Genomic DNA, 20,129 nt, shown 5'->3' on the forward strand with positions numbered 1-20,129 from the left:
ACCTTAGGAGCAAGCTAGATGTCCAATAAGGCCAAACACCTGTTAACGGCAGATACCTTTAACCGCGGTGCTCTGCGCATGACCGTCGCCTTGCTTCGTGGAGTCAATCCCAGATTAGCACTGACTATCCAAAATCAGATGAGTGGGCCCCTTAATCCTCAATCGGATGCCTGCCCAAGCCCTAAAGATAATTTCAGGTTAACCCTTAAACCGATAGAAGTCAGACTTGTCGTTGAAACACTCAAGGCGAAGGGTGAGCATCCTAATGCAGACCCGGGAACAGAGATGCTTATCAAAGCACTGATCATCGACTGGGTAAACTATGCAAACTACCTCATTGAGCTAGAAAATGAACATGATGCATAGTAGAGTAGATATTAACATTAGCAATAACGAATGTGAGACACTCGGCTCCCCATAGGGAATTTGTCGCCTCGAGAAAACAATAAAACAGATAATGGAATATAAAATGAGTAGTCCAATCGGTGGCTTCTATCTGAATGCGCAGTACAGAAAGAAGGCTGAAAAATTTGAGTTATCGAGCAAGCCAAAGTTAAATATCTCCATAGAGCTGCAACTCGATGGCGGCATCATCCTCAATGATTCTCAAATAGGTTTAGCCGATATAGAATGCCGGTTCTCAAGTTCTCAGGCTGCAATATCTCTTCACCCTACTGTCACAACCACAGGTATGATACGGCTCGATTGTTCAATAAAAATTGAACATCAAGATGACGATATCGCGCAAACGAAACAACAGCTTGTAAATATTGAATCCAGCGAAACTCTTTCGACTCTGGTAGAGGGGAATGAGAGGATCAGATTAAAAATAAGCTGTAACATCTGTTAGCTTTGATTTTTTCAATGTCTTAGTTAAATTGGATTAATGGATTAATGGATTCAGGAGATAGTAATGATTAAACTGACTAAAATACTTATCGTGTCTTTAATACTGACTTGCTCGGCCTATGTGCAGGCAAGCGATCTCAAGGTCGGAGACAAGGCGCCGGACTTTAAATTACAGTCCACCAACGGTGAATTCTATCAACTCAAGGATTATTTGGGGAAGCAGACATTAGTCCTGGCCTGGTACCCTATGGCCAATACCCGCGGATGCACCCTCGAGTGCCGCTCTCTGGTTCAAAAGGGGCATTTAATCCGTGAGTACAATGCGGCTTATATGATGGCAAGCGTCGACGACTTAGAAGATAACCAGGACTTTGCTAAGAAACAGAAAGCAGACTTTCCTATGTTAAGCGATCCGACCAAAGAGACCGCTAAAGCCTATGATGTGCTCAACTTTGTTCGCGTAGCCAGCAGAGTGACATTTTATATCGGTGAAGATGGGACAATATTAAAAATTGATGAAGATATTAACGCCGAAACGGCAGCGGAAGATATTGCAGCAACGCTGAAACAGTTGGGAATAGAGAAACAGTAAAAGATTAAAAGGCCCTAGGTCCTAGAACCTAGAGCCTAGAGCCTAGGAACTCTACCCTTCTACCGCCTCACGGATCCGCTCTTTGCGTTCCTGCTCTTCATCGAAGGCCGCTTCGATTTCAGCCAGCACGGAATCGACATCAGCCGCCTTAGTGCTCTCTTTAAATTTCCCGGTCAACTCTGAGTCAGGATTCAACTTACCCGACTCGAACAGTGCCCACATCTCTTTCGCATATTTGGTCTTCAGTAACTCAGGAGCAAACTGACCATAATATTGAGTCATGTTGTTTACATCACGCTCAAGCATTCGCTTGGCATTATTATTCGCTGCCGCATCGACGGCTTGAGGAAGATCGATGATCACCGGGCCGCAGCTGTCTAACAAGACATTAAATTCGGACAGATCGCCATGGATAAGACCTGCACAGAGCATGCGCTGCACATCTTTCATGACCACCTTATGGTGCGCCAAAGCCTGCTCAGCTGTCAGGGTGACATCGTTTAATCTGGGGGCAACAAACCCTTGCTCATCGGTAATGAGCTCCATTAACAGCACACCATCGAAACAACCATATGGCTGAGGCACTCTTACGCCGGCATAAGCAAGACGAAACAGGGCATCAACCTCGGCATTCTGCCAGGCCTGCTCCTGTTCGTTACGACCAAACTTCGAGCCCTTCTCCATTGCACGAGCGCGTCGGCTATTTCGGCCTTTTCGACCTTCACGGTATTGAACAGCCTGTTTAAAGCTGCGCTTCTCCGCTTCTTTATAAATTTTGGCGCATCGAACTTCATTGCCGCTACGAACAACAAATACATCGGCCTCTTTGCCACTCATTAATGGACGAAGGACTTCATCAACTAAGCCTTCATCTACGAGAGGCTGAATACGTTTCGGGATTTTCATAGCGCCCTTATACCCTACTTAAGGGCTTGATGGAATATCTAAGCAAATTATCATTCAAAATAGATCGGTTCATGACCTCTCAATACCTCGCTATACTAAAATGATTAATCACTACTTTTTAAACACTTAAGTTAGAAGCTCAAATGCCAGATCGTATGCCTTGCCCAGATCGACTGTTTTTGGTTTTAACGCTTTAAATTCTGATGTGCGCTTATCTGTCGCCCTGACCGTTGCCGGATGCACGAGTTCGATATTCGATGGAGACAAGGCTAAAATCACACCTTCCATTAAAAATGTCCCCGCACCTCCTGCGCCCTGACCTTTACTCGCACGTCGATTCAGCACTAGCTTGTCGATACTATGTTCGATGCAAAATGCCTTCACCTGCTCACCGAAAGTGACAACTTCACCCTGAGTCGGATTCTTAATTAAGGTGAACTTATTCGTCTTCGGAGCCACCAATTCATGAGTGGCACGTGTCCCTTTAAGGGTGACGATTCGAACCTCATTTGCTTTCAAAAACATTCCGGCAACTAACATATCGCACCTTACTTTTATACCAATCGGTATTAGGCAAAAAAAAGAGCCAGCGATGCTGGCTCTATCTGAAAGAGGGATGTTAACTTACTCTTCCGCTGGTGTAACTTTGTTATTGATATATGAGTCAAAAACGATGCCTTGCTCATTGATATCCACGCCCATTTTCACCTGCATATCATAATCTTTCATCATAGAGAGCTCTTCGGGAAGCGGCTCTCCCGTCATTTCTGCCAAGGTCACGATTGGCGTGAATAACTTTTTATAATCTAAAGCAATATTGTACAGGCCATTATCGGTAAGCGGTTCTGCGGCCAGCTGTTCGGCGATGGCCTCCGCCTTATCACCATTGAACAACACCAGGTGACTGCCTTTTACTGCCATCTTAGGCTGAATCCCATATTCAGGCGGTAAAGGTAGCAGATGCGAGAGGTCGATAACGCTACCATCTTGAGGCAGTTGAATATTGGCTAACTCGGGAGCGAAAGGTTTCACCATATTAAACAACATACTGGGATTATCGGCAGACAAGCTCACGATGGCATCGATACTCTCTAACCTTGGTTCGCCCTGCTCTGAAGCCGATGATTCGGTAAATTTATAATCAATAAGCGCGGCACTTACCCCTCTGACTCCATTTGCCATGCCGGTAAACATGCCTAGCATTGCCGGGCTCTGACCCGATAACTCCTGCTGAAACTCCTGCAGAACCTGACACTGATATTGTGGTTGCAGTAGCTCATCCCAAACGGCAGTCAATGATGGCACCAGTTGATTAAGCTCGATGCCCACTCCCATTGAAAATACTGAGTCACCCGGGTTTTTAGCGTAATCGGGTATGAAACCACGCATTTTTTTAAAGGCATTGAGCAAGGTTTGGTTCTTACTCTCTACGATCGTTGAGATATCGAAGCTGCTCTGCTTATCCACGATATTGACACTATTTACCCCAAATACCGTACGCGGCCAGTTGGCGGTAATAGCGGAGAACTCTTTGTGACACTCAGGGGTTCTGAACTCGGCAAGCAGATCTTCACCCTCTTGAGCTGAGAAAGCCGTTATCTGCTGAGCCAGTTGATTGCCCTCTTTCGTGGTGATCGCTTTGACTATCTCCTGATGATTCAGATAGCCGATCGCCTCATCGCTGAAACCATGAGTTTTAATGATCTGCTCAATAATTCCTGAGTCGGCCAGTGATTGAGCCACAGGCCGAACACCTAAGGCCGTTTCCAGAGTAGGCTCATCGATAAACGCACTATTTAAGGTTACCGTCAGCAAGCCATCTTTTTGAGCAATCAGGAGCTCTAACTTATCGGGTTCACCTATATCACTTAGGGTATAGACACGATATTCCTGGCCTTTCAGCGTTCTGATTTCATGGCTATAGCCACTGTCTAATTCGGCCTTATCGAGTAAGGTCCATATAGCCTGAGGCTTCTCCACTTCAAATTTAACTACGGGCAAGATACCCAGAGTATAGAAATAGCTGCGGATCTTTTCCGATAAACCAAAGGTCGCAATAAATTGCTCACCGCTTTGCAGGCTGTCCATATATGATCGGCTCAGGCTCAAAAGAAACTTAGCTCTCGCGTCATCAGACTGCTCTAACTCTGCAAAAAGCTCAGCTGGGGCAGTCTTATAGCTTTGGGAAAGAGAGTTCACATAGGACTTGATTGGAAAAGGCTTCAGCTGACCGGAAAATAGCGGAGTATCGGCAGGAACAGAGGCCAGAACGGTATCAGACTGACTGGAAACAGAACTTGGCTTATCTTGACTCAACCAATATCCACCCGCACCTGCGGCGACCACGGCTGCTGCAATTAATATCTTCTTCATCTATCAAGCTCCATTTTAAATTATGCAAACGAGTGTCTACCAAAAAAGATCCCTGTAGACATAGCTGTTAAATATACTATAACGAGCAAGCAAAAGGGAGTGATTGAAAAGGGATGCATGAATAGGTTTTGGTATATACCCAAGCTACTTCAAAATGCTCGTTTCAGAGCTCCCGTAGGATAGCTGAACAAGGCAGTGATGAAGAGAATGGTTATTCCCTTTTCAATATCACTAACGCAGTGCAGGGATTCTACGGAATCTCCCGAAGGGCAAGCCGAGAAGCAACATGTCTCTGCGTTATGAAATATTGAATTAGAATGACTAGTACTGCAATTTCATGCCTTGAACTCTGTCACTTCTCGACATGCTGAATCCTGCATTTAGAGGTTGTTTGGGTATACAACCTGAATAGCCACGCCGGGCTATTCAGGTGTAACGGCTTTTGATTAAGCAGGCGCCAGCAAGCCAATCAAAACCATGGGCTCATCTCAGGAAGTGAAACGAGCAAGGTTTTTGTTTGCTGACGGCTCTGTCTGTGACTCTATAGTGAGCATCATCAAATGGGTGATGATAAAAGCTCAAGGAAGAACTAAAAACCACTGAGTCCAACTCAACAGATGACAGACTCGATACAGAACAGCATTCTAAAACCATCTACGGGAACCACAAACTATAGACTAAAAAAAGAACTGTGCATAAGTTTGTGAGTATTTATGTACAAAAAATTAACAAAATAAAACTAAAGTATAACCTGAGTGGATAAAAACTCATTAAATTAGTCAGATGACAACGATGTCAATAATACCTGCTTATCCACAATCGTGAATTAAGTCGCTCATATCGTTCACTGGATCTTATTCAACAAACAGGAGAAACCAATAAAATGGTTCCTCTGAATTTTCGATGAAGGCGTTTATCAAAATCAGATATCGAAATGCAGACCACACTCCCGCTTCAAACCGTTAAAACGAGTCTCCTCTTCGCTCATGCCCAGTTCCAGCGGCTTGCTGGAATGCACATCTCCTACCGAGACATAACCTTTCTCCCAGAGGGGATGGTAGGGAAGATAGTGTTCTGTGAGGTACTCATGCACATCTTTATTACTCCACTCCAGGATAGGCAAGATCTTATAGCGCGAACCATGGATAGCCAAAATAGGCAGCGCCTCACGAGTACTCGACTGAGAACGGCGCAACCCTGCAAACCAGGTCCCCACCTCCAACTCACCCAAGGCTCGCTGCATAGGTTCGACCTTGTTCATCCTGTTATATTGATCCAGGCCATCTAAGCCCTTCTCCCACAGCAAACCGAAACGCGCCTCCTGCCAAGCCGGTGTCTGCGGCGATGCAAAGACCTTAAGGTTTAGCTTTAATCGCTCGGTTAACTCATCGATAAACCGATAAGTCTCGGAAAATAGGTAACCGGTATCCGTCAATATCACAGGTATATCGGCCTTCTGAGCACTGACCAGATGCAGCATAACGGCACCCTGGATCCCAAAACTTGAGGATAGAGCATGATTACCCGGTAGGTAATCGAGCCCCCAACTGACCCGCTGAGCCGGGTTTAATTCAGCCAAAAACTGATTAATACGCTCAAGCTCAAGCTTTTGCTCAACTTGAGGCGCGCTCAGTAACGCCAGAAGTTCATCGGCAGAGACGATGGACTCCACCTTTATAGAGTTAGTCATGGAAGTCCTTAGCGGCATCGATAACCGCTTTCACTACGCCTGAGCGAACCGTGAAATTACCAAAGGTTTCGCCCTCTTCACGCTCACTCACATAGCGGGCAAACAGTTGGTCGAGTTCAGATAATATCTCGGCTTCCTGAATATTCTCACGATAGAGCTTGTTCAGCCGAGTCCCTTCAAAGCTCGCCCCAAGATAGAGGTTGTAGCGGCCCGGCGCTTTACCCACCAGGCCTATTTCGGCTGCGAAGGGTCTTGCACATCCATTAGGGCAACCCGTCATACGGATCACTATGCCCTGATCGGCAAAACCATGCTTCTCCTGCAAGGACTCAACCTTAGTCAGAAAATCGGGGAAGTAGCGCTCCGCCTCGGCCATCGCCAGTGCACAGGTTGGCAAAGCCACACAGGCGATAGAGCGGCCACGGGTTTCGGTAATAAGCTTACCCATCAAACCGTGATTGCGGGCCAGGGCCTCAATCGCCTCTTTATCTTCCTCGGCAACACCGGCAACGATAAAGTTTTGATTTGAGGTCATCCTAAAATCACCTTTATGGATTTTAGCTATCTCTCTCAGCCCGGTTTGTAGTGGCTGACCCGGTAGATCTTTGATTCTCCCCCCTTCGATGAAGAGAGTCAGGTGCCATCTGTTATCGACACCCTTGATCCATCCATAACGATCGCCGCGATCGCCAATCACCACGTCGCGTTTAGGCTCGAACGTAACGCCGGCGCGCTTTTCAACTTCGGCCTTGAAGGCGTCATAGCCATGCTTGACGATAGTGTACTTAAGTCGTGACTGCTTACGGTTAGAGCGGTTACCCCAGTCGCGTTGAACTTTCAAGATGGCTTCGGCAAATTTCAGGGTGTCTTCGGCCTTGATAAAACCAAAGTCATCGGCAAGACGCGGGAAGGTCTCGACTTCACCATGGGTTGAGCCCATACCACCACCGGCGACCAGGTTAAAACCGACAAGCTCACCCTCTTGTGCAACCGCGATCAGGCCTAAGTCATTAGTGTAAACGTCGACATCGTTATCCGGTGGCACGGCAACGGCCATCTTAAACTTACGCGGCAGATAGGTTTTACCGTATATAGGCTCAACCTCATCGCCCTCACTGGTGGCAACTTTGTCATCACCTAACCAGATCTCGGCATAGGCCTTAGTTCTCGGAAGATAAATATCTGACAGCTTTTTAGCCCAGTAATACGCCTGTTCATGCAGACGAGACTCGACAGGATTTGGATTACACATCACGTTTCTGTTTACATCACCACACGCCGCAATAGAGTCTAACGCCTTCTTGTCCAGGCTCTGAATCAAGGTTCTGAGGTTACGCTTCGAGATTCCATGATATTGAAATGTCTGACGCGTCGTGAGTCTAATACTGTTTGAACTGGTCAATGTCGATGATATCTCATCGACACCTAACCACTGCTCGGGTGTACACACACCACCGGCAACACGGGCACGCAACATAAAGCTATAGAGAGGCTCTAACTTCTGCTCCTTACGTTCATTACGTAGATCCCGGTCATCTTGCTGGTAAAAACCATGAAACTTGATTAACTGCTGATCGCCCTCGCTAAATGCGCCGGTAACTGCCGTATCGAGCCCCTCTTCAATACCTCCTCTGAGGAAGTCACTGTCGGTTTTCAGGTGTTCATTTATCGATAATTTCTCTTCAACATTTTCTACAGTCATGGCAACAGTCTCATTCATTATCCAGGTGTAACGCCCAATCTCGGGACGCCACATCAATATTCTTAATCGTTTCAATCACACTCAAGGGATCCGCACTGCGTCGAATCGAGCCATAGAGGGATCAATAGACATCTTTTTGGTAGCGTTTATCGCTGCGCAGGGCTTCGAAATAGGCTTCTGCTTCATCAGGCGTCTTAGCGCCGAACTTAACCGCCACATCCAGTAATGCCTGATGGACATCTTTCGCCATACGCTCGCCGTCGCCACAGATGTAGAGGTGAGCGCCTGACTCCAGCCACTGCCATAACTCTTTGCCCTGCTCGGCAATACGATGCTGGACGTAGACTTTATGCGCTTGATCTCTGGAGAACGCCAAATCGAGACGGGTAAGCGATCCATCTTTAAGATATTGCTGCCACTCGGTTTGATAGAGGAAGTCTTGTTCGAAATGTGGGTTACCAAAAATCAGCCAGCTGTTGCCCTCGATACCCTGTGAAGCTCTCTCCTGCATAAAGGCCCTGAATGGGGCTACACCGGTTCCCGGCCCCACCATGATCACTGGCGTTTCCGGGTTTTCTGGCAATCTGAAATGGTTATTAGGCTCGACATAAACCTTAACCGTCGTGCCCTCCTCGGCCTGGGCCAGGAATTGAGACGCACCACCGAAACGGGCCGTCCCCTCATGTTCATCTTCAACCAGGGCAACGGTCAGATGAACTTCAGACTCAACTTCGGCCTGACTCGATGCGATAGAGTAGAGGCGCGGTGTGATTGGGCGAAGTAGCTCAAGCAGTTGAGTCGCAGTGATCTGCACCGCATAGTTAGCGACGAGATCGGCCAGTTGGTTATTAAGCACGAAGTGACGGGTTAACTCTTTGTCTTCAACGATATTAAGCAACTCCTCATTTCCACTCAATGAGGCCCATCCCTGAACCAGACCCGGATAGATCTGAGTCAGCTCTTTCTTCTCAATCAAGGCTTGCTTGAGCGACAGGGAGTCCTTGCCGACGGTCACCGGTGAGTCACCATCGAGTGCCAGTTTAATCAAAACTTCATCGACTAAAGTATCGGCATTGGTAAACCAGACGCCTAGCGCATCACCGACTTGGTAGCTTAGGCCCGATCCATCCAGATCAATTTCGACATGGCGCACATCACGGTCCGAGTCCCGGCCCGTTAGCTTTTGGCTAACTAAGACCTCTGCGGTATAAGGTTTTTGCTTGGTGTATGCACTTTCTGCCACTGAAGGGGCGATAGAAACCACACTCGCACCAGAGGTCTGGATTAACGGCTTAACCGCTTCCAGTACACTCTCCTGCCACTGCTCTGCCGCAGACTCATAGTCCACATCACACTCAACCAGAGGTTGAATCGAAGTTGCACCTAGCTTTGATAATCTCTCATCGAAGTCTTTACCTGTCTGGCAGAAGAATTCGTAGCTTGAATCTCCCAGAGCCAACACAGAGTAGTTTAAGTTTTCCAGCTTAGGAGCACGTTTCGATGCCAGAAACTTATGCAACTCAATAGCATCATCCGGTGCTTCACCTTCACCATGGGTACTCACCACTGCCAATAACAGCGTCTCCTGCTTCAACTGTCTTACCTTGTAATCCGACATGGAAGCTAAGTTGACCGCATAGCCTTGAGCTCGAGCCTTCGCTGCCAGCTCGGTGGCAACACCTCGACCGTTTCCGGTTTGGCTACCATATAAAATAGTGATCGTTTGAGCAGGTTGCGTATCCGCAACATTGATGCTTGCTTGTCCGGCAGACGCAGACAGGTATCCTCCCACCCAAGCGAGTTGAATGGCACTCAGCTCAGAAGTGAGCTGCTTTAACTTATCGACCTGTCCTTGCGACAGAGGAGAAGCGAGTGATGAAAGCTCTTTTAACAACATGAGAAACGGCCCTATATCAGTGTAATGTCGATTAGCTTAGCTTCTATACAGAAAAGCAAAAAAGAATAAAATCTAATTTTTAATTCCTTTTTGATATAAAGACGTTTAAATATCCATCGAAGCAGTAGTGAAATTGCTCAAATTGATGGCTAAGCAGGCAAATAACAGGCTTTCCACACGGAGAAATGAAACAGAGGGGGATGTGGTATGAGACCTTGGAACCTGAAGAAAAAAGAACTCGGCAAGGACTCAAGCTCTGTTATCGAAAGGGGGCAGGAACAAATTCTTTTTTAACTTCTTGTTTTCATTCTATACTGGTCTCACGAGTTCAATAACAACTAAAAACTATGAAAAATAACTCCCTACTCATTAGCTCTATTTTCGCGCTAATCCTCCCAAGCATAGTGTTCGCTTCTTCCGATAACGAGGAGGGCCACGAACTTGGCGAACCACAAACTCAGGTTTACGCAACCCAATATCAAGCTGAAAATTGGGGTCTTGCGATGGGAGTAAGACGGGGAGATATTCCCTTTGCCGTCGACGATGATAGCGTTAACGATATTCTTCCTTTAATCAAGTTCAGAAACGACTACTTCTTTGTCGATGGCATGGAAGCAGGAGCACATATTTGGAAAAATGAGAATCATCAGGTCAACGCCTACACCCGCTTCAGGTTTGTCGATATTCCTACAGAGTTGCAAAATGAATCTCAGTCTCAGGCATTCGATTTCGGCCTCCAATACCGATTTATCAAGGGGCCATGGGAAGCCGATGTCGCATTCATGGCCGATTCGAACAAACGCAGTTATGGTTATTCACGAACCAAATACCATTGGGAGTCCGGTGACTGGTACCTCAGCCCTTATGCCGAGTTAAATTGGAAGAGTGCTGATTTCAATCAGTTTTACTATGGCTTAGAACAATATGATACCTCAGGTGGGGTAGAGGTTAATGCCGGCATCACCGCACGCTATCACCTTGTCAGTAATCTCTATCTGTTAGGCAAGTTTGGCGTGGGACGACTCGAAGATGATATCGTCAACCTGCCAACCATTGAGAACCAGTATCAATATGAATCATTTTTTGGTTTCGGATTCTATCCCGATTCAGGCAAGAAGAAAGCCACAAATTCATACTCTGATTCAAACTCAAAATTACCCCATGAGGCCGACTCTGATGATGAGTTTATAAGAGTTGCCCATGGTTGGGCGACCCCATCGAACCTTAATGCCATCTTGTCATGGCAGACCAAAACCGATCCCTATAATAACCAGCTCACTTCGGTATTCTATGGTACGCGACTCACCGAGACCCTCTTTACTCTGCCGATAGAGCTCTATTTCACCCCTGGTGCTGTTTGGCACCACGACTCTGAAGTTCAGGGGAACCTTGCCGAAGGCGTGGTGGCCATCAAGGCATTTTACACCTTCGAGATTGGGCCAAGATGGCGCTTAGGTGTGGCAGAGGGTCTCTCCTATGTCAGCAGCGTCACTCACATCGAAGGGACTGAGATGGAAGAGAAAGGCTATAAGCCCTCTAAGCTGCTTAACTATTTAGACTTTTCATTAGATGTGAATATGGGAGATCTGTTTAAAAGTAGTCATTTAAGCAATATGTGGATGGGTTACAGCATTCACCATAGATCCGGCATTTATGAGAAAAGCTCTGCCTTCGGTCGTATCGGTGGTGGCAGTAACTATCAAACCCTCTACCTTCAGTGGCATTTCTAACTCCAAGCAGCCGAACAGGTCCAGGATCAAATAAGCGTTAATCTCTTTTGGTCGTGGACTCTACAGATAGAGAGCGATAATATATCGCTCTCTATCTAAAAATTATCCCTCAACGCCTCTTAGTTGATAAACCCTGTAATTTTTCTTTCAGAGAAATTTTCAACAGGATTTCCTCAGTAAAACAGAATATTAAACTGATTTATACTAGCTATTGGCTTAAGAAGTATCACTAGTGCAACTTGCATAAAAACTCGACATCTGCTTATATAAGTTCGGGCTTATCTAATAGTGACAGTGAGGAGTGGTTAACATGCAGGCATCGACCCTGGGTTCTTCTTTTGCAGATTTTAATGATAGAAGAATCACTCAGCCCAATTTAGAGCAGCACTGGCACCGTCTTTCCACGGCGCAGAGATTTGCCTTCTATACTCTTGCAAAACTGGGTTATCAGTTACTGTTTGTCAGACAATCACAGAATGAGAAGACGGCGGTGGCAAGGCAGGATGACAGATTAGTCACCATCGATGATGAGGGAGATATCGACTTCAACCCGACCCTCGTACTTCGTGAAAACAGAGCAGCTTGAAAACAGTGCCGCGTAAAACAGATAGCCGACCGATTACAATGTATTGTGATAGAAACAGACTATCGTGACAGAAACAGATGACTATAAAAAAGGAGCCGATGCTCCTTTTTTTGTGCCTATACCAGGATCGCGAAACAACGAGTGGCTAAGCCGCCTCGGCTTCTGCGGTTTGAGCAAGCAAGACTACTGCACTTCTGCCCAACAGATCACTGACAAGCTTCTCCCCTTCCTCGCCCAATTCTGATATAGCCGTTTCCTTGGTCTGACTGACCGCTCGAAATAGGGTAACTTCATTGCCGGAATAACCACACAAGCTAAAAAACAGTCTCAATATCGCAGCATTGGTTGGCTCTGCTAACGCCGTCATCCAGGACTCTTCCAGCTGAGGTAAACCCGAGAAGTCTAACTCACGAATAAATAACCGGGCAATATTAGGATCTAACCGGGTCAGAAAATCGACTTTACGTGGGAAGTGGTGGCTAATACCTGTCCTGCTTATCCCCGTCGCATCGGATAGGGTTGTGTATGACATAGGCTCATAGCCAAGAGTAAGGATCTGATTTAGCGCCTCGTCAAGAATTTGGTTTATCGTTTGCTCAGTTTGAACTTTTGAGCGCTTAGCCATTGCCGATCCTCCAATCTAATCATTTATGATGCCTTATACCAATCAGTATAAAGATGTGATCGCTCAGCTAGAATTTAGCGCTTCTGAGGCAAGGCAACGAGTAAAGAACATAGTTGATCTACGTTCAAGCTCGTTAACACAGCATCGGATGCGCTAAAACTCGCCTGTTAGGCGTGTTTTTGGCTGCCTACTTCTGCGTTGAATGGCCTTACAAGGGAACAACCATTCCATCATCCATTCGCCTTGAATTAGTTGCCAAAAAGCACGCTGAGTAGATCACTTTCTTATACTGATTGGTATTATATGCTATCAAACCAGATTAGAGATTACTGCAGTAAGCTGATGCATATACTGAGTTTCTGACTCTCGTTCAGCAAAGGTTCAGCTAAGGTTCAGCTAAGGTTCAGCTTGAACGCTCTGTTTCTCGGTCAAAACGTCATTGCCCGCCAACATATTTTGTTCTCGCAACCAATGTTCGGCCGCTATATTCCCCAACAGCTTAATCAGAGTTGGCTCGAGATAGCGCCCTAAATCAGGTTTTCTCCAAAACATATAGTTAGGTAGAGGCTGAAGCACTTCGGTACTAAAGGTGCGATGGACCAGGCTGGAGAATTCGTCGAGGCTATCGGGCTCAAGAAGTGCCAATTGGGGGAGGATATCATCCATCAAATCACTGAATCTCTCGAATGCCATTAATTCCTCAAGCGTATAACGGTTCAGTAACTGGGACAGTATCGGCACAGTCCAGTGCGACATGGCAGTCACATTCTGCATCAGATCCAGATTTCTTCGATGATATTGCTGCCAGATAAGTTCTAAGCTTCCTGTCTCTTGCGCCACTCGCCAGGCCAGATAACAGTCTGCCAGCCATTCATGCATGTATGGCGTAAGTTCATCGATAAAACCACTGTCCAGCAACCCCTTGGCCTCCAAATGCCCCATTTCATGCCACAAAGTTAACTGACGCTGGTTTTCAAGATTTAGAGAGACAATAGAGCCGGACAGATTGACAGAGAGTGACTCAGGAATGTTATCGGGCGAGGTAAGGATCAGTCCTGCGATAGACCTGTCTTCAACCGGCATCACCATGGCGCCTCTTTGGCCCAAAATTTGATTAAATTCAGATAGGTTAGCTGGTAATTGATGGCGAACAGAAGAGGGGAGTTGATGTAAACATGATTGGAGTGAGTCCAGATCACATATCATCGCCTGCTTTGAACCTATGTCGGTCCAAAGCAAGCTAACACTCAGCGCAAGCGCTGACCAGATCACTGATTAGCCATGATATTTTCGATAATCGATGTCGTCGAAACGCCATCCTCAAAGCCCAGGACTTTCACGGAGCCACCGGCGGCAATCACCTCTTTACCACCCGCTATATCTTCAATCTTATAATCTCCGCCTTTCACCAGCAGATCCGGTAATAGTCTGGAAATAATACGCTGCGGAGTGTCTTCGGTGAATGGCACCACCCAATCAACCGAGGCCAAACCCGCTAAAACGGCCATACGACGATCAGACTGATTGACCGGACGCCCTTCACCCTTCAGGCGTTTAACGGAATCGTCATCATTAACGGCGACAATCAATCTGTCACCTAACTCTCTGGCTTGTTTCAGGTAACTCACATGCCCCGCATGTAAGATATCGAAACAGCCATTGGTCATCACAACTCGTTCGCCGCGAAGTCTCGCTTGCTCCAGAGCATATGCCAGCTGATCTTCACTGACAGCGCCAAAACCAGACTCGCCGTGATTAACCGACAGCGCCCTAATCAACTCAATTCTGCTTACCGTCGAGGTACCCAGTTTAGCAACGACGATACCGGCCGCGGTGTTAGCGATGGCACAGGCTTGAGGAAGATCGCTTCCTGCGGCTAATGAGGTTGCAAGTGCGGAGATAACGGTATCACCGGCACCAGTCACATCATAGACTTCACGTGCCACGGTAGGAATATGCAGCTCGGGAGCATCGGCGGTAATTAAGGTCATCCCTTTTTCTGAACGAGTCACTAAGATAGCCTCGATATCGAATTCACTAAGCAGGGCTTGTGCCTTCTCAACCAACTCGGCTTCTGAAGAGACGCTACCGACAACCTCTTCAAACTCACCCATATTGGGAGTAATTAACGACGCACCACGATAACGGGAAAAATCACTCCCCTTAGGGTCTACCAGCACCTTAACACCTTTGGCTATAGCCTTCTGAATAAACTCCTGAGGCTGAGTTATCGCTCCCTTCGCATAATCTGACAGCACAACAACAGCAACATTGTCCAGTGCAGATTCAGACAGAGTCAGTAATGCCTTACTCTCATCCTCAGGATAGGCCTCTTCAAAGTCGAGACGGATAAGTTGCTGATTTCTTGACATGACTCTTAGCTTTGTGATGGTGGGCTTACCCTCCACACAATGCCATTTAGGCTCGACGCCCAAGGCTTGAATCCCTGTAGTGAGTGCATCTGCGGCCTCATCTTTACCAACGATACCAGCCAGACTCACCTGGCCACCTAGAGTTGCCACGTTGAGCGCTACGTTGGCCGCCCCACCAGGTCTGTCCTCAATCTGTGAGATCTTCACCACTGGCACAGGTGCTTCAGGCGAAATGCGGCCGGTAGGGCCAGTCCAGTAACGGTCTAACATCACATCACCGACAACTAACACCTTTGCCTTTTCAAACGCTGGTAGAGACACCTTCATAACACTCTTATCTTTTTTCAAAAATTAATGACCAATTGTACCTAATTTTACCATTAACTAACAGGCACGGATGGGAGTGAGAATACCCGAACATTTTCCCACTTTTTGGTGTTAATTTACGTTAGAATACCCTCTTACTTTCCAATTTTTCGAGTTTACCGTGGTAGAGAAAGCCCAATTTTCAGCGCATTTATATCACCCCAAATACTGGCTGCTTTGGTTCGGTGTCGCTTTGATGCGCCTCACTCAACTCCTGCCCCTTCAGATACAGATGAAGCTGGGCGCCATGATAGGCAGATTGGCTAAAACCCTTATGGGCAGTCGGGTCAATACGGCTAAGCGAAATCTGGAACTTTGCTTTCCAAAGATGACTGCCGAAGAGCAACAGGTCTTACTCAAGCGTAACTTCGAAGAGACAGGTAAGGCTATTTTCGACACCATCAATGCCTGGTGGTGGTCAGATGCAAAAATACAACAGCATATGACCATCAAGGGTCAGGAGCATGTGGAGCAAACTCTCAATGACGGCCACGGCGTAATTCTGTTTGCAGTTCACTGCCTGCCACTGGAGATGGGAGCCAGAATCTTCGGTCAGTTCCAGCCCGGTGTCGGCGTATACCGCCCACACGATAATCCCGTGATGGAGTACCTGCAGGTTAAGGGGCGTCTTCGTTCGAATAAAGCCTTAGTTCCCAAGCGAGATCTTCGAAAAATGGTACGTTGCCTGCGTAACCCCGATGTGATCTGGTATACCGCCGATCAAGACTTCGGACGCTCCAGCGCCACCTTTATCCCCTTCTTCGCCATGCCTGAGGCCGCGACCATCACAGGTGCAACGACCCTGGCGCGTCTGGGCAAAGCCAAGGTACTGCCTTTTAGCGTCGAGCGAAATGCCGATGATAAGGGTTACACCATAGAGATACTCCCGCCACTGGATAACTTCCCCGGCGAAGATGAGATAGCCGATGCCAAGCGTGGCAACGGGATCATCGAACAGATAATCGACAAGAATCGCGCCCAATATATGTGGCTGCACCGCAGGTTTAAGACTCGTCCGAATAAGGACGACCCATCGGTGTATAAGTAGATCTATTAATAAGGGTTAGAGTATCGGCCCCGGAATTTATTCCGGGGCTTTTTTATGACCTTAGAATGAAGGTGAATTACATTTTCTCTACGGTTTATTGATATTGGGAGAGCTGTAAGGATAGTTAACCTTTGTGGTTATCTATCGCTTCCAGCGAGGAAGTGTGCAGATACTTCAGCGAAACGCCGTGAATCCATCCGTGGAGGCTCGACGATGGCATCCATGCCATCAACGTCCGCTGCCGCATCTTATGTGGTCATCTACCTCTTCGATTAGGTTTAGCTGAAGACAAAGTTCACATGTTCAACTTGCTGTACAAGTAGGGGGTTAATCCTTATACTTGTTCTGTTAAACGTACATGTGGAGATTCTATGAGAATCATATCTTTTACAGAAGCACGAAATGGCTTGAAAGCAGTATTGGACGGTGTGGTTAATGATGCTGACACGACTGTAATTACACGCAGAGATTCTGAAGATGCAGTTGTTATGTCACTGGACTACTACAACAGTCTAATGGAAACGGTGCACTTGCTTCGCTCTCCGGCAAACGCAGAGCATCTGAATCGTTCAATTGCTCAATATAGATCGGGAAAAGTAACTCAAAGAGAGTTAATTGATGAGTAGTCGTTTATTGTCATGGACTGATGATGCCTGGAACGACTATCTGTACTGGCAAACGCAAGATAAGAAAACACTGAAACGCATCAATAAACTCATCAATGATGTGAAGCGTTTACCTTTTGAGGGTATTGGAAAACCTGAGCCTCTGAAAGAAAACTTAGCGGGTTTCTGGTCTCGGCGCATCGATGATACTAACCGCTTAGTGTACGCCGTTGACGATAGTGTAATTACGATAATCTCCTGTCGTTATCACTACTAAATATGCTATTCATCAGGCTGGCCACAATCACAACCAACTAAAACCATATTCCTATCTAAAACACTTAAACTCTACTTCTTGTTCGCTGAGGAAGGTTTCGGCTTTTTCGCCTTCAAGCATGGCCATGGTGGCCAGCATGCCGGCAGTGACGCAGTTGGGTCCGAGTACAGTGACCGAACGTGGCGCCTTGACTACGGGGTAGCCGGTTCCGGGGTCGATGATATGACCGAAGCGTTGACCATCCTTTTCGATAAATCGCCGGGTATCGCCGCTGGTTGCCAGCGCCCCCTTACGGATCTCTAACCGTGCCCCGGCGCTGTCGAGTCGCTGCGGATTTTCGATGCCCACTTGCCAGGGTTCATTATCCGCCCCTTTAGATACCGGGCAGGCGATATCACCGCCGAAGTTAACCAGCACCGAAATAGTCGGCCACTTTTCAGCAAGCAGATAAGCCACTCTATCGACGGCGTACTCTTTCGCGATACCGCCAAAATCGAGGGACATGCCGGAGGGAAACTGCAGGTGACGTTCGTTAAAGTCCACCCTGGAAAAATCGACTAATGCCCTGGCCTGCTCGATATCGGCCGCTTCGGGGAGCTCACCACCATCGAATCGCCATAGTTTCATTAAAGGGCCAGCGCTGATATCGAATCGACCATCACTGAGCTGATGACACTGGCGGGCAAACTGCAGCAGACTCGCAATTTCTGCGTCAATTAGAGAGAGGGTTCCCGCTGCATGATTAATCTTCCACAGGGGATTTCCCTCGATGAAGCGGCTGAATTTTTGCTCGATGCGCATAGCTTCAAAGGCCGCAATACTCATCATCTCACGGGCCAAGTGTTCATCTTCAGTGGCGATGAGTAACTCACAGGGGCTCGCCATCGCACGAAACGAACCTAAATGTCCCCAGCTACGATGGCTCAACTCAAAATCGGGTGATTCCCTATTCTCTTGAATATTCATTATCCCTCTTCACTGTACGAGTTTTCGGTTCGCCATCTTTTAAAAAGAGTAACTCACCTGTGCAATAACCGCCTTCACTTCGGGAAACAGATCGTGATCCTGCAACTGTCCGACTAACTCGGTGTCATTATTCTCAGGGTTTTGTTGATAATACTCCAGCCGATAGCTCATCTCATGACCGCCGGAAAGACGCTGCCCAAACTTGAGCCCCAGAGTATAAGTGGTCATATCACCAATACGATAATCGGCACTGGCATATTCGGGTAAGGTGTCGCCCGCCATCAGGAAGGGGCGATAAAAATTGGCGGCTTGTTGCCGGTAGTATCTCAGATGTAGCTGCCCATAGAGGCGCCCACTGAAATAGTAGCGATAATGGGTCTCCAGAGTATGAGAGTTCAGGTCCCAATCATCGGTACTATAACGGTAGGAGAAATCTACCACGCCCGCATCCAGAGCCCCTTTTGTCATCATATAGAAGCTGTGTTTGAGACGAGAATCCGGACGGCTCTCATATAGGTAACGCTGAGTCATACCGGTATCATCGACCTGACTCAAGATTTTGTAGGGATCGGTCATATAGCCCGATACACTGGAGAGGCCGTAGTTTGCCTGAAACAGCCACCTGCGGCTCAGTACCTGAGTGACACTCAGCATCATATCCATGGTTTTTTTGTCCTGTGAGCCCTCCATGCGAGTCTTATCGAAAGCCGCTCTATACTCCTCTTCGGTGTCATAATCTCCTCTAAGTGCCATAGAGGAGAATGCCACGGGTCTGCCACCGACCGGATCGACGTTATCAAATGTATAGGCCCCCGACAGCGCCAGTGTCGTATTATCTTTATTGAAGCTGCGTTCCCCCCCTGCATTGAAACCCAGAGAAAAGTAATCAAACTCTTTAGAGGCGTTCAACCCCACATTGGTTTTCCATACCGGAGAGAGGATCTCCGCCCAGTTGGCGCTTACCTGCGCCCGGGTGTCCTTGAAGGTATCATCGAGGGGTGTTTCACCCGGAGCCGTTTCATATTCGCCATCACCGGAGGGACGGGTAAATGTTTGGCTCTGTGACTGGGCGACGGCACCGGACGCCGATGCCCCGGTCAAACTGTCCACCACCAACTTCATGTCCAACAGAGACTCATCGCCAAACGCCTTCTGCACATTACCGATAGCCTCCAGGGCTTGAACCCTGCCCTCCTCACCGTAGTACATGATGGCGGCATCGACTTTCCAGTCATCCGGTTTCTCGTCACCGGCATTAACCTGGGAGCTATGACCAAGCAAGCTACAGCTGGCAATCGCTAGCGCCTTAGATATATTTGACCTGTTTTTTAATTGCATCCGCAGCCCCCGCCGGCTAGTGAGCGGCCACCACTACTCCCCTCTTTGCTGAAATAGATATGGTCATCGAGTGCTAAGTCCAGTTTCTCACTGTCCAGCGCCATGTCGGCTCTGGCCAGTTGATCTTTTTCCCATGGCTCGACACCGAGACTCGAACACGCGGATAAACTGATAGCTATCGCAATAGATATGATGGTTCGATTCATG

At 47.4% G+C, this 20,129-nt stretch carries 20 protein-coding genes; 8 read left to right on the top strand and 12 right to left on the bottom strand.

Translation table 11 applies throughout. The features are described 5' to 3' along the window. Positions 1-18 precede the first annotated feature (18 nt). The 3 genes from SSED_RS19855 to SSED_RS19865 all read left to right on the top strand — a co-directional run bounded on the left by SSED_RS19855 (position 19) and on the right by SSED_RS19865 (position 1,441). Positions 19-366 carry a hypothetical protein gene (locus SSED_RS19855; protein ID WP_012144133.1) on the top strand — a complete coding sequence of 116 codons (348 nt, stop codon included), beginning with the start codon at positions 19-21 and terminating at the stop codon, positions 364-366. A gap of 103 nt (positions 367-469) precedes the next feature. Then, positions 470-850, top strand: a complete 381-nt coding sequence (locus SSED_RS19860; RefSeq protein ID WP_041421827.1) for a hypothetical protein — start codon at positions 470-472, stop codon at positions 848-850. Between the two features lie 63 nt (positions 851-913). After that, a complete protein-coding gene (locus tag SSED_RS19865; RefSeq protein WP_012144135.1) occupies positions 914-1,441 on the top strand; it encodes a peroxiredoxin family protein in 528 nt (175 codons plus the stop codon). Between the two features lie 51 nt (positions 1,442-1,492). Here SSED_RS19865 and SSED_RS19870 read toward each other — a convergent pair whose 3' ends face one another. The 6 genes from SSED_RS19870 to SSED_RS19895 all read right to left on the bottom strand — a co-directional run bounded on the left by SSED_RS19870 (position 1,493) and on the right by SSED_RS19895 (position 10,009). Next, positions 1,493-2,347 (bottom strand): PA4780 family RIO1-like protein kinase, encoded by an 855-nt coding sequence (locus tag SSED_RS19870; protein WP_012144136.1) that lies wholly within the window; start codon positions 2,345-2,347, stop codon positions 1,493-1,495. A gap of 126 nt (positions 2,348-2,473) precedes the next feature. Beyond that, entirely contained in the window at positions 2,474-2,887 is a 414-nt protein-coding gene (locus SSED_RS19875) for a DUF3010 family protein (protein WP_012144137.1), read from the bottom strand. A gap of 84 nt (positions 2,888-2,971) precedes the next feature. Further along, complete coding sequence (locus SSED_RS19880) at positions 2,972-4,720, bottom strand: hypothetical protein (protein WP_012144138.1); 1,749 nt, start codon at positions 4,718-4,720, stop codon at positions 2,972-2,974. Between the two features lie 922 nt (positions 4,721-5,642). Next, positions 5,643-6,410, bottom strand: coding sequence for a phosphoadenylyl-sulfate reductase (locus SSED_RS19885; protein ID WP_012144139.1), 768 nt, complete (start codon positions 6,408-6,410; stop codon positions 5,643-5,645). Then, positions 6,403-8,112, bottom strand: coding sequence for an assimilatory sulfite reductase (NADPH) hemoprotein subunit (gene cysI, locus SSED_RS19890; RefSeq protein ID WP_041422349.1), 1,710 nt, complete (start codon positions 8,110-8,112; stop codon positions 6,403-6,405). The genes SSED_RS19885 and cysI overlap by 8 nt, the downstream gene beginning before the upstream one ends. A gap of 121 nt (positions 8,113-8,233) precedes the next feature. Further along, the gene (locus SSED_RS19895) at positions 8,234-10,009 is read right to left on the bottom strand and encodes an assimilatory sulfite reductase (NADPH) flavoprotein subunit (protein ID WP_012144141.1); all 1,776 of its coding nucleotides are present in this window, start codon (positions 10,007-10,009) and stop codon (positions 8,234-8,236) included. 347 nt (positions 10,010-10,356) lie between these two features. On the opposite strand from SSED_RS19895, the gene SSED_RS19900 reads away from it, so the two are divergent. Beyond that, positions 10,357-11,739: a MipA/OmpV family protein gene (locus SSED_RS19900; protein ID WP_012144142.1), complete on the top strand. Its 1,383-nt coding sequence runs from the start codon at positions 10,357-10,359 to the stop codon at positions 11,737-11,739. Between the two features lie 310 nt (positions 11,740-12,049). Further along, a complete protein-coding gene (locus tag SSED_RS19905; protein WP_012144143.1) occupies positions 12,050-12,325 on the top strand; it encodes a hypothetical protein in 276 nt (91 codons plus the stop codon). 145 nt (positions 12,326-12,470) lie between these two features. Here SSED_RS19905 and SSED_RS19910 read toward each other — a convergent pair whose 3' ends face one another. The 3 genes from SSED_RS19910 to hldE form a co-directional block, all read right to left on the bottom strand. Beyond that, positions 12,471-12,950 (bottom strand): TetR family transcriptional regulator, encoded by a 480-nt coding sequence (locus SSED_RS19910; RefSeq protein ID WP_012144144.1) that lies wholly within the window; start codon positions 12,948-12,950, stop codon positions 12,471-12,473. A 396-nt stretch (positions 12,951-13,346) separates the two neighbouring features. Then, positions 13,347-14,222 carry a hypothetical protein gene (locus tag SSED_RS19915; protein ID WP_049772138.1) on the bottom strand — a complete coding sequence of 292 codons (876 nt, stop codon included), beginning with the start codon at positions 14,220-14,222 and terminating at the stop codon, positions 13,347-13,349. Beyond that, entirely contained in the window at positions 14,219-15,649 is a 1,431-nt protein-coding gene (gene hldE / locus SSED_RS19920; protein ID WP_012144146.1) for a bifunctional D-glycero-beta-D-manno-heptose-7-phosphate kinase/D-glycero-beta-D-manno-heptose 1-phosphate adenylyltransferase HldE, read from the bottom strand. The genes SSED_RS19915 and hldE overlap by 4 nt, the downstream gene beginning before the upstream one ends. Before the next feature lie 160 nt (positions 15,650-15,809). On the opposite strand from hldE, the gene SSED_RS19925 reads away from it, so the two are divergent. The 3 genes from SSED_RS19925 (at position 15,810) to SSED_RS19935 (ending at position 17,618) form a co-directional block, all read left to right on the top strand. Further along, the gene (locus tag SSED_RS19925; RefSeq protein ID WP_012144147.1) at positions 15,810-16,736 is read left to right on the top strand and encodes an LpxL/LpxP family Kdo(2)-lipid IV(A) lauroyl/palmitoleoyl acyltransferase; all 927 of its coding nucleotides are present in this window, start codon (positions 15,810-15,812) and stop codon (positions 16,734-16,736) included. A 371-nt stretch (positions 16,737-17,107) separates the two neighbouring features. Then, entirely contained in the window at positions 17,108-17,362 is a 255-nt protein-coding gene (locus SSED_RS19930; protein ID WP_012144148.1) for a type II toxin-antitoxin system Phd/YefM family antitoxin, read from the top strand. After that, complete coding sequence (locus tag SSED_RS19935) at positions 17,355-17,618, top strand: Txe/YoeB family addiction module toxin (RefSeq protein WP_012144149.1); 264 nt, start codon at positions 17,355-17,357, stop codon at positions 17,616-17,618. The genes SSED_RS19930 and SSED_RS19935 overlap by 8 nt, the downstream gene beginning before the upstream one ends. Positions 17,619-17,669: 51 nt before the next feature. On the opposite strand, the gene SSED_RS19940 is transcribed toward SSED_RS19935, so the two are convergent. From SSED_RS19940 to SSED_RS19950, 3 genes are read right to left on the bottom strand one after another with little or no spacing between them, the layout of a single operon-like run. Continuing rightward, positions 17,670-18,584 (bottom strand): FAD:protein FMN transferase, encoded by a 915-nt coding sequence (locus SSED_RS19940; RefSeq protein WP_012144150.1) that lies wholly within the window; start codon positions 18,582-18,584, stop codon positions 17,670-17,672. A 39-nt stretch (positions 18,585-18,623) separates the two neighbouring features. After that, positions 18,624-19,922 (bottom strand): DUF3570 domain-containing protein, encoded by a 1,299-nt coding sequence (locus tag SSED_RS19945; protein WP_012144151.1) that lies wholly within the window; start codon positions 19,920-19,922, stop codon positions 18,624-18,626. Further along, positions 19,913-20,128, bottom strand: coding sequence for a DUF4266 domain-containing protein (locus tag SSED_RS19950; RefSeq protein WP_012144152.1), 216 nt, complete (start codon positions 20,126-20,128; stop codon positions 19,913-19,915). The genes SSED_RS19945 and SSED_RS19950 overlap by 10 nt, the downstream gene beginning before the upstream one ends. Position 20,129: the final 1 nt, after the last annotated feature.

The organism is Shewanella sediminis HAW-EB3 (assembly GCF_000018025.1).
Lineage (GTDB): Bacteria > Pseudomonadota > Gammaproteobacteria > Enterobacterales > Shewanellaceae > Shewanella > Shewanella sediminis.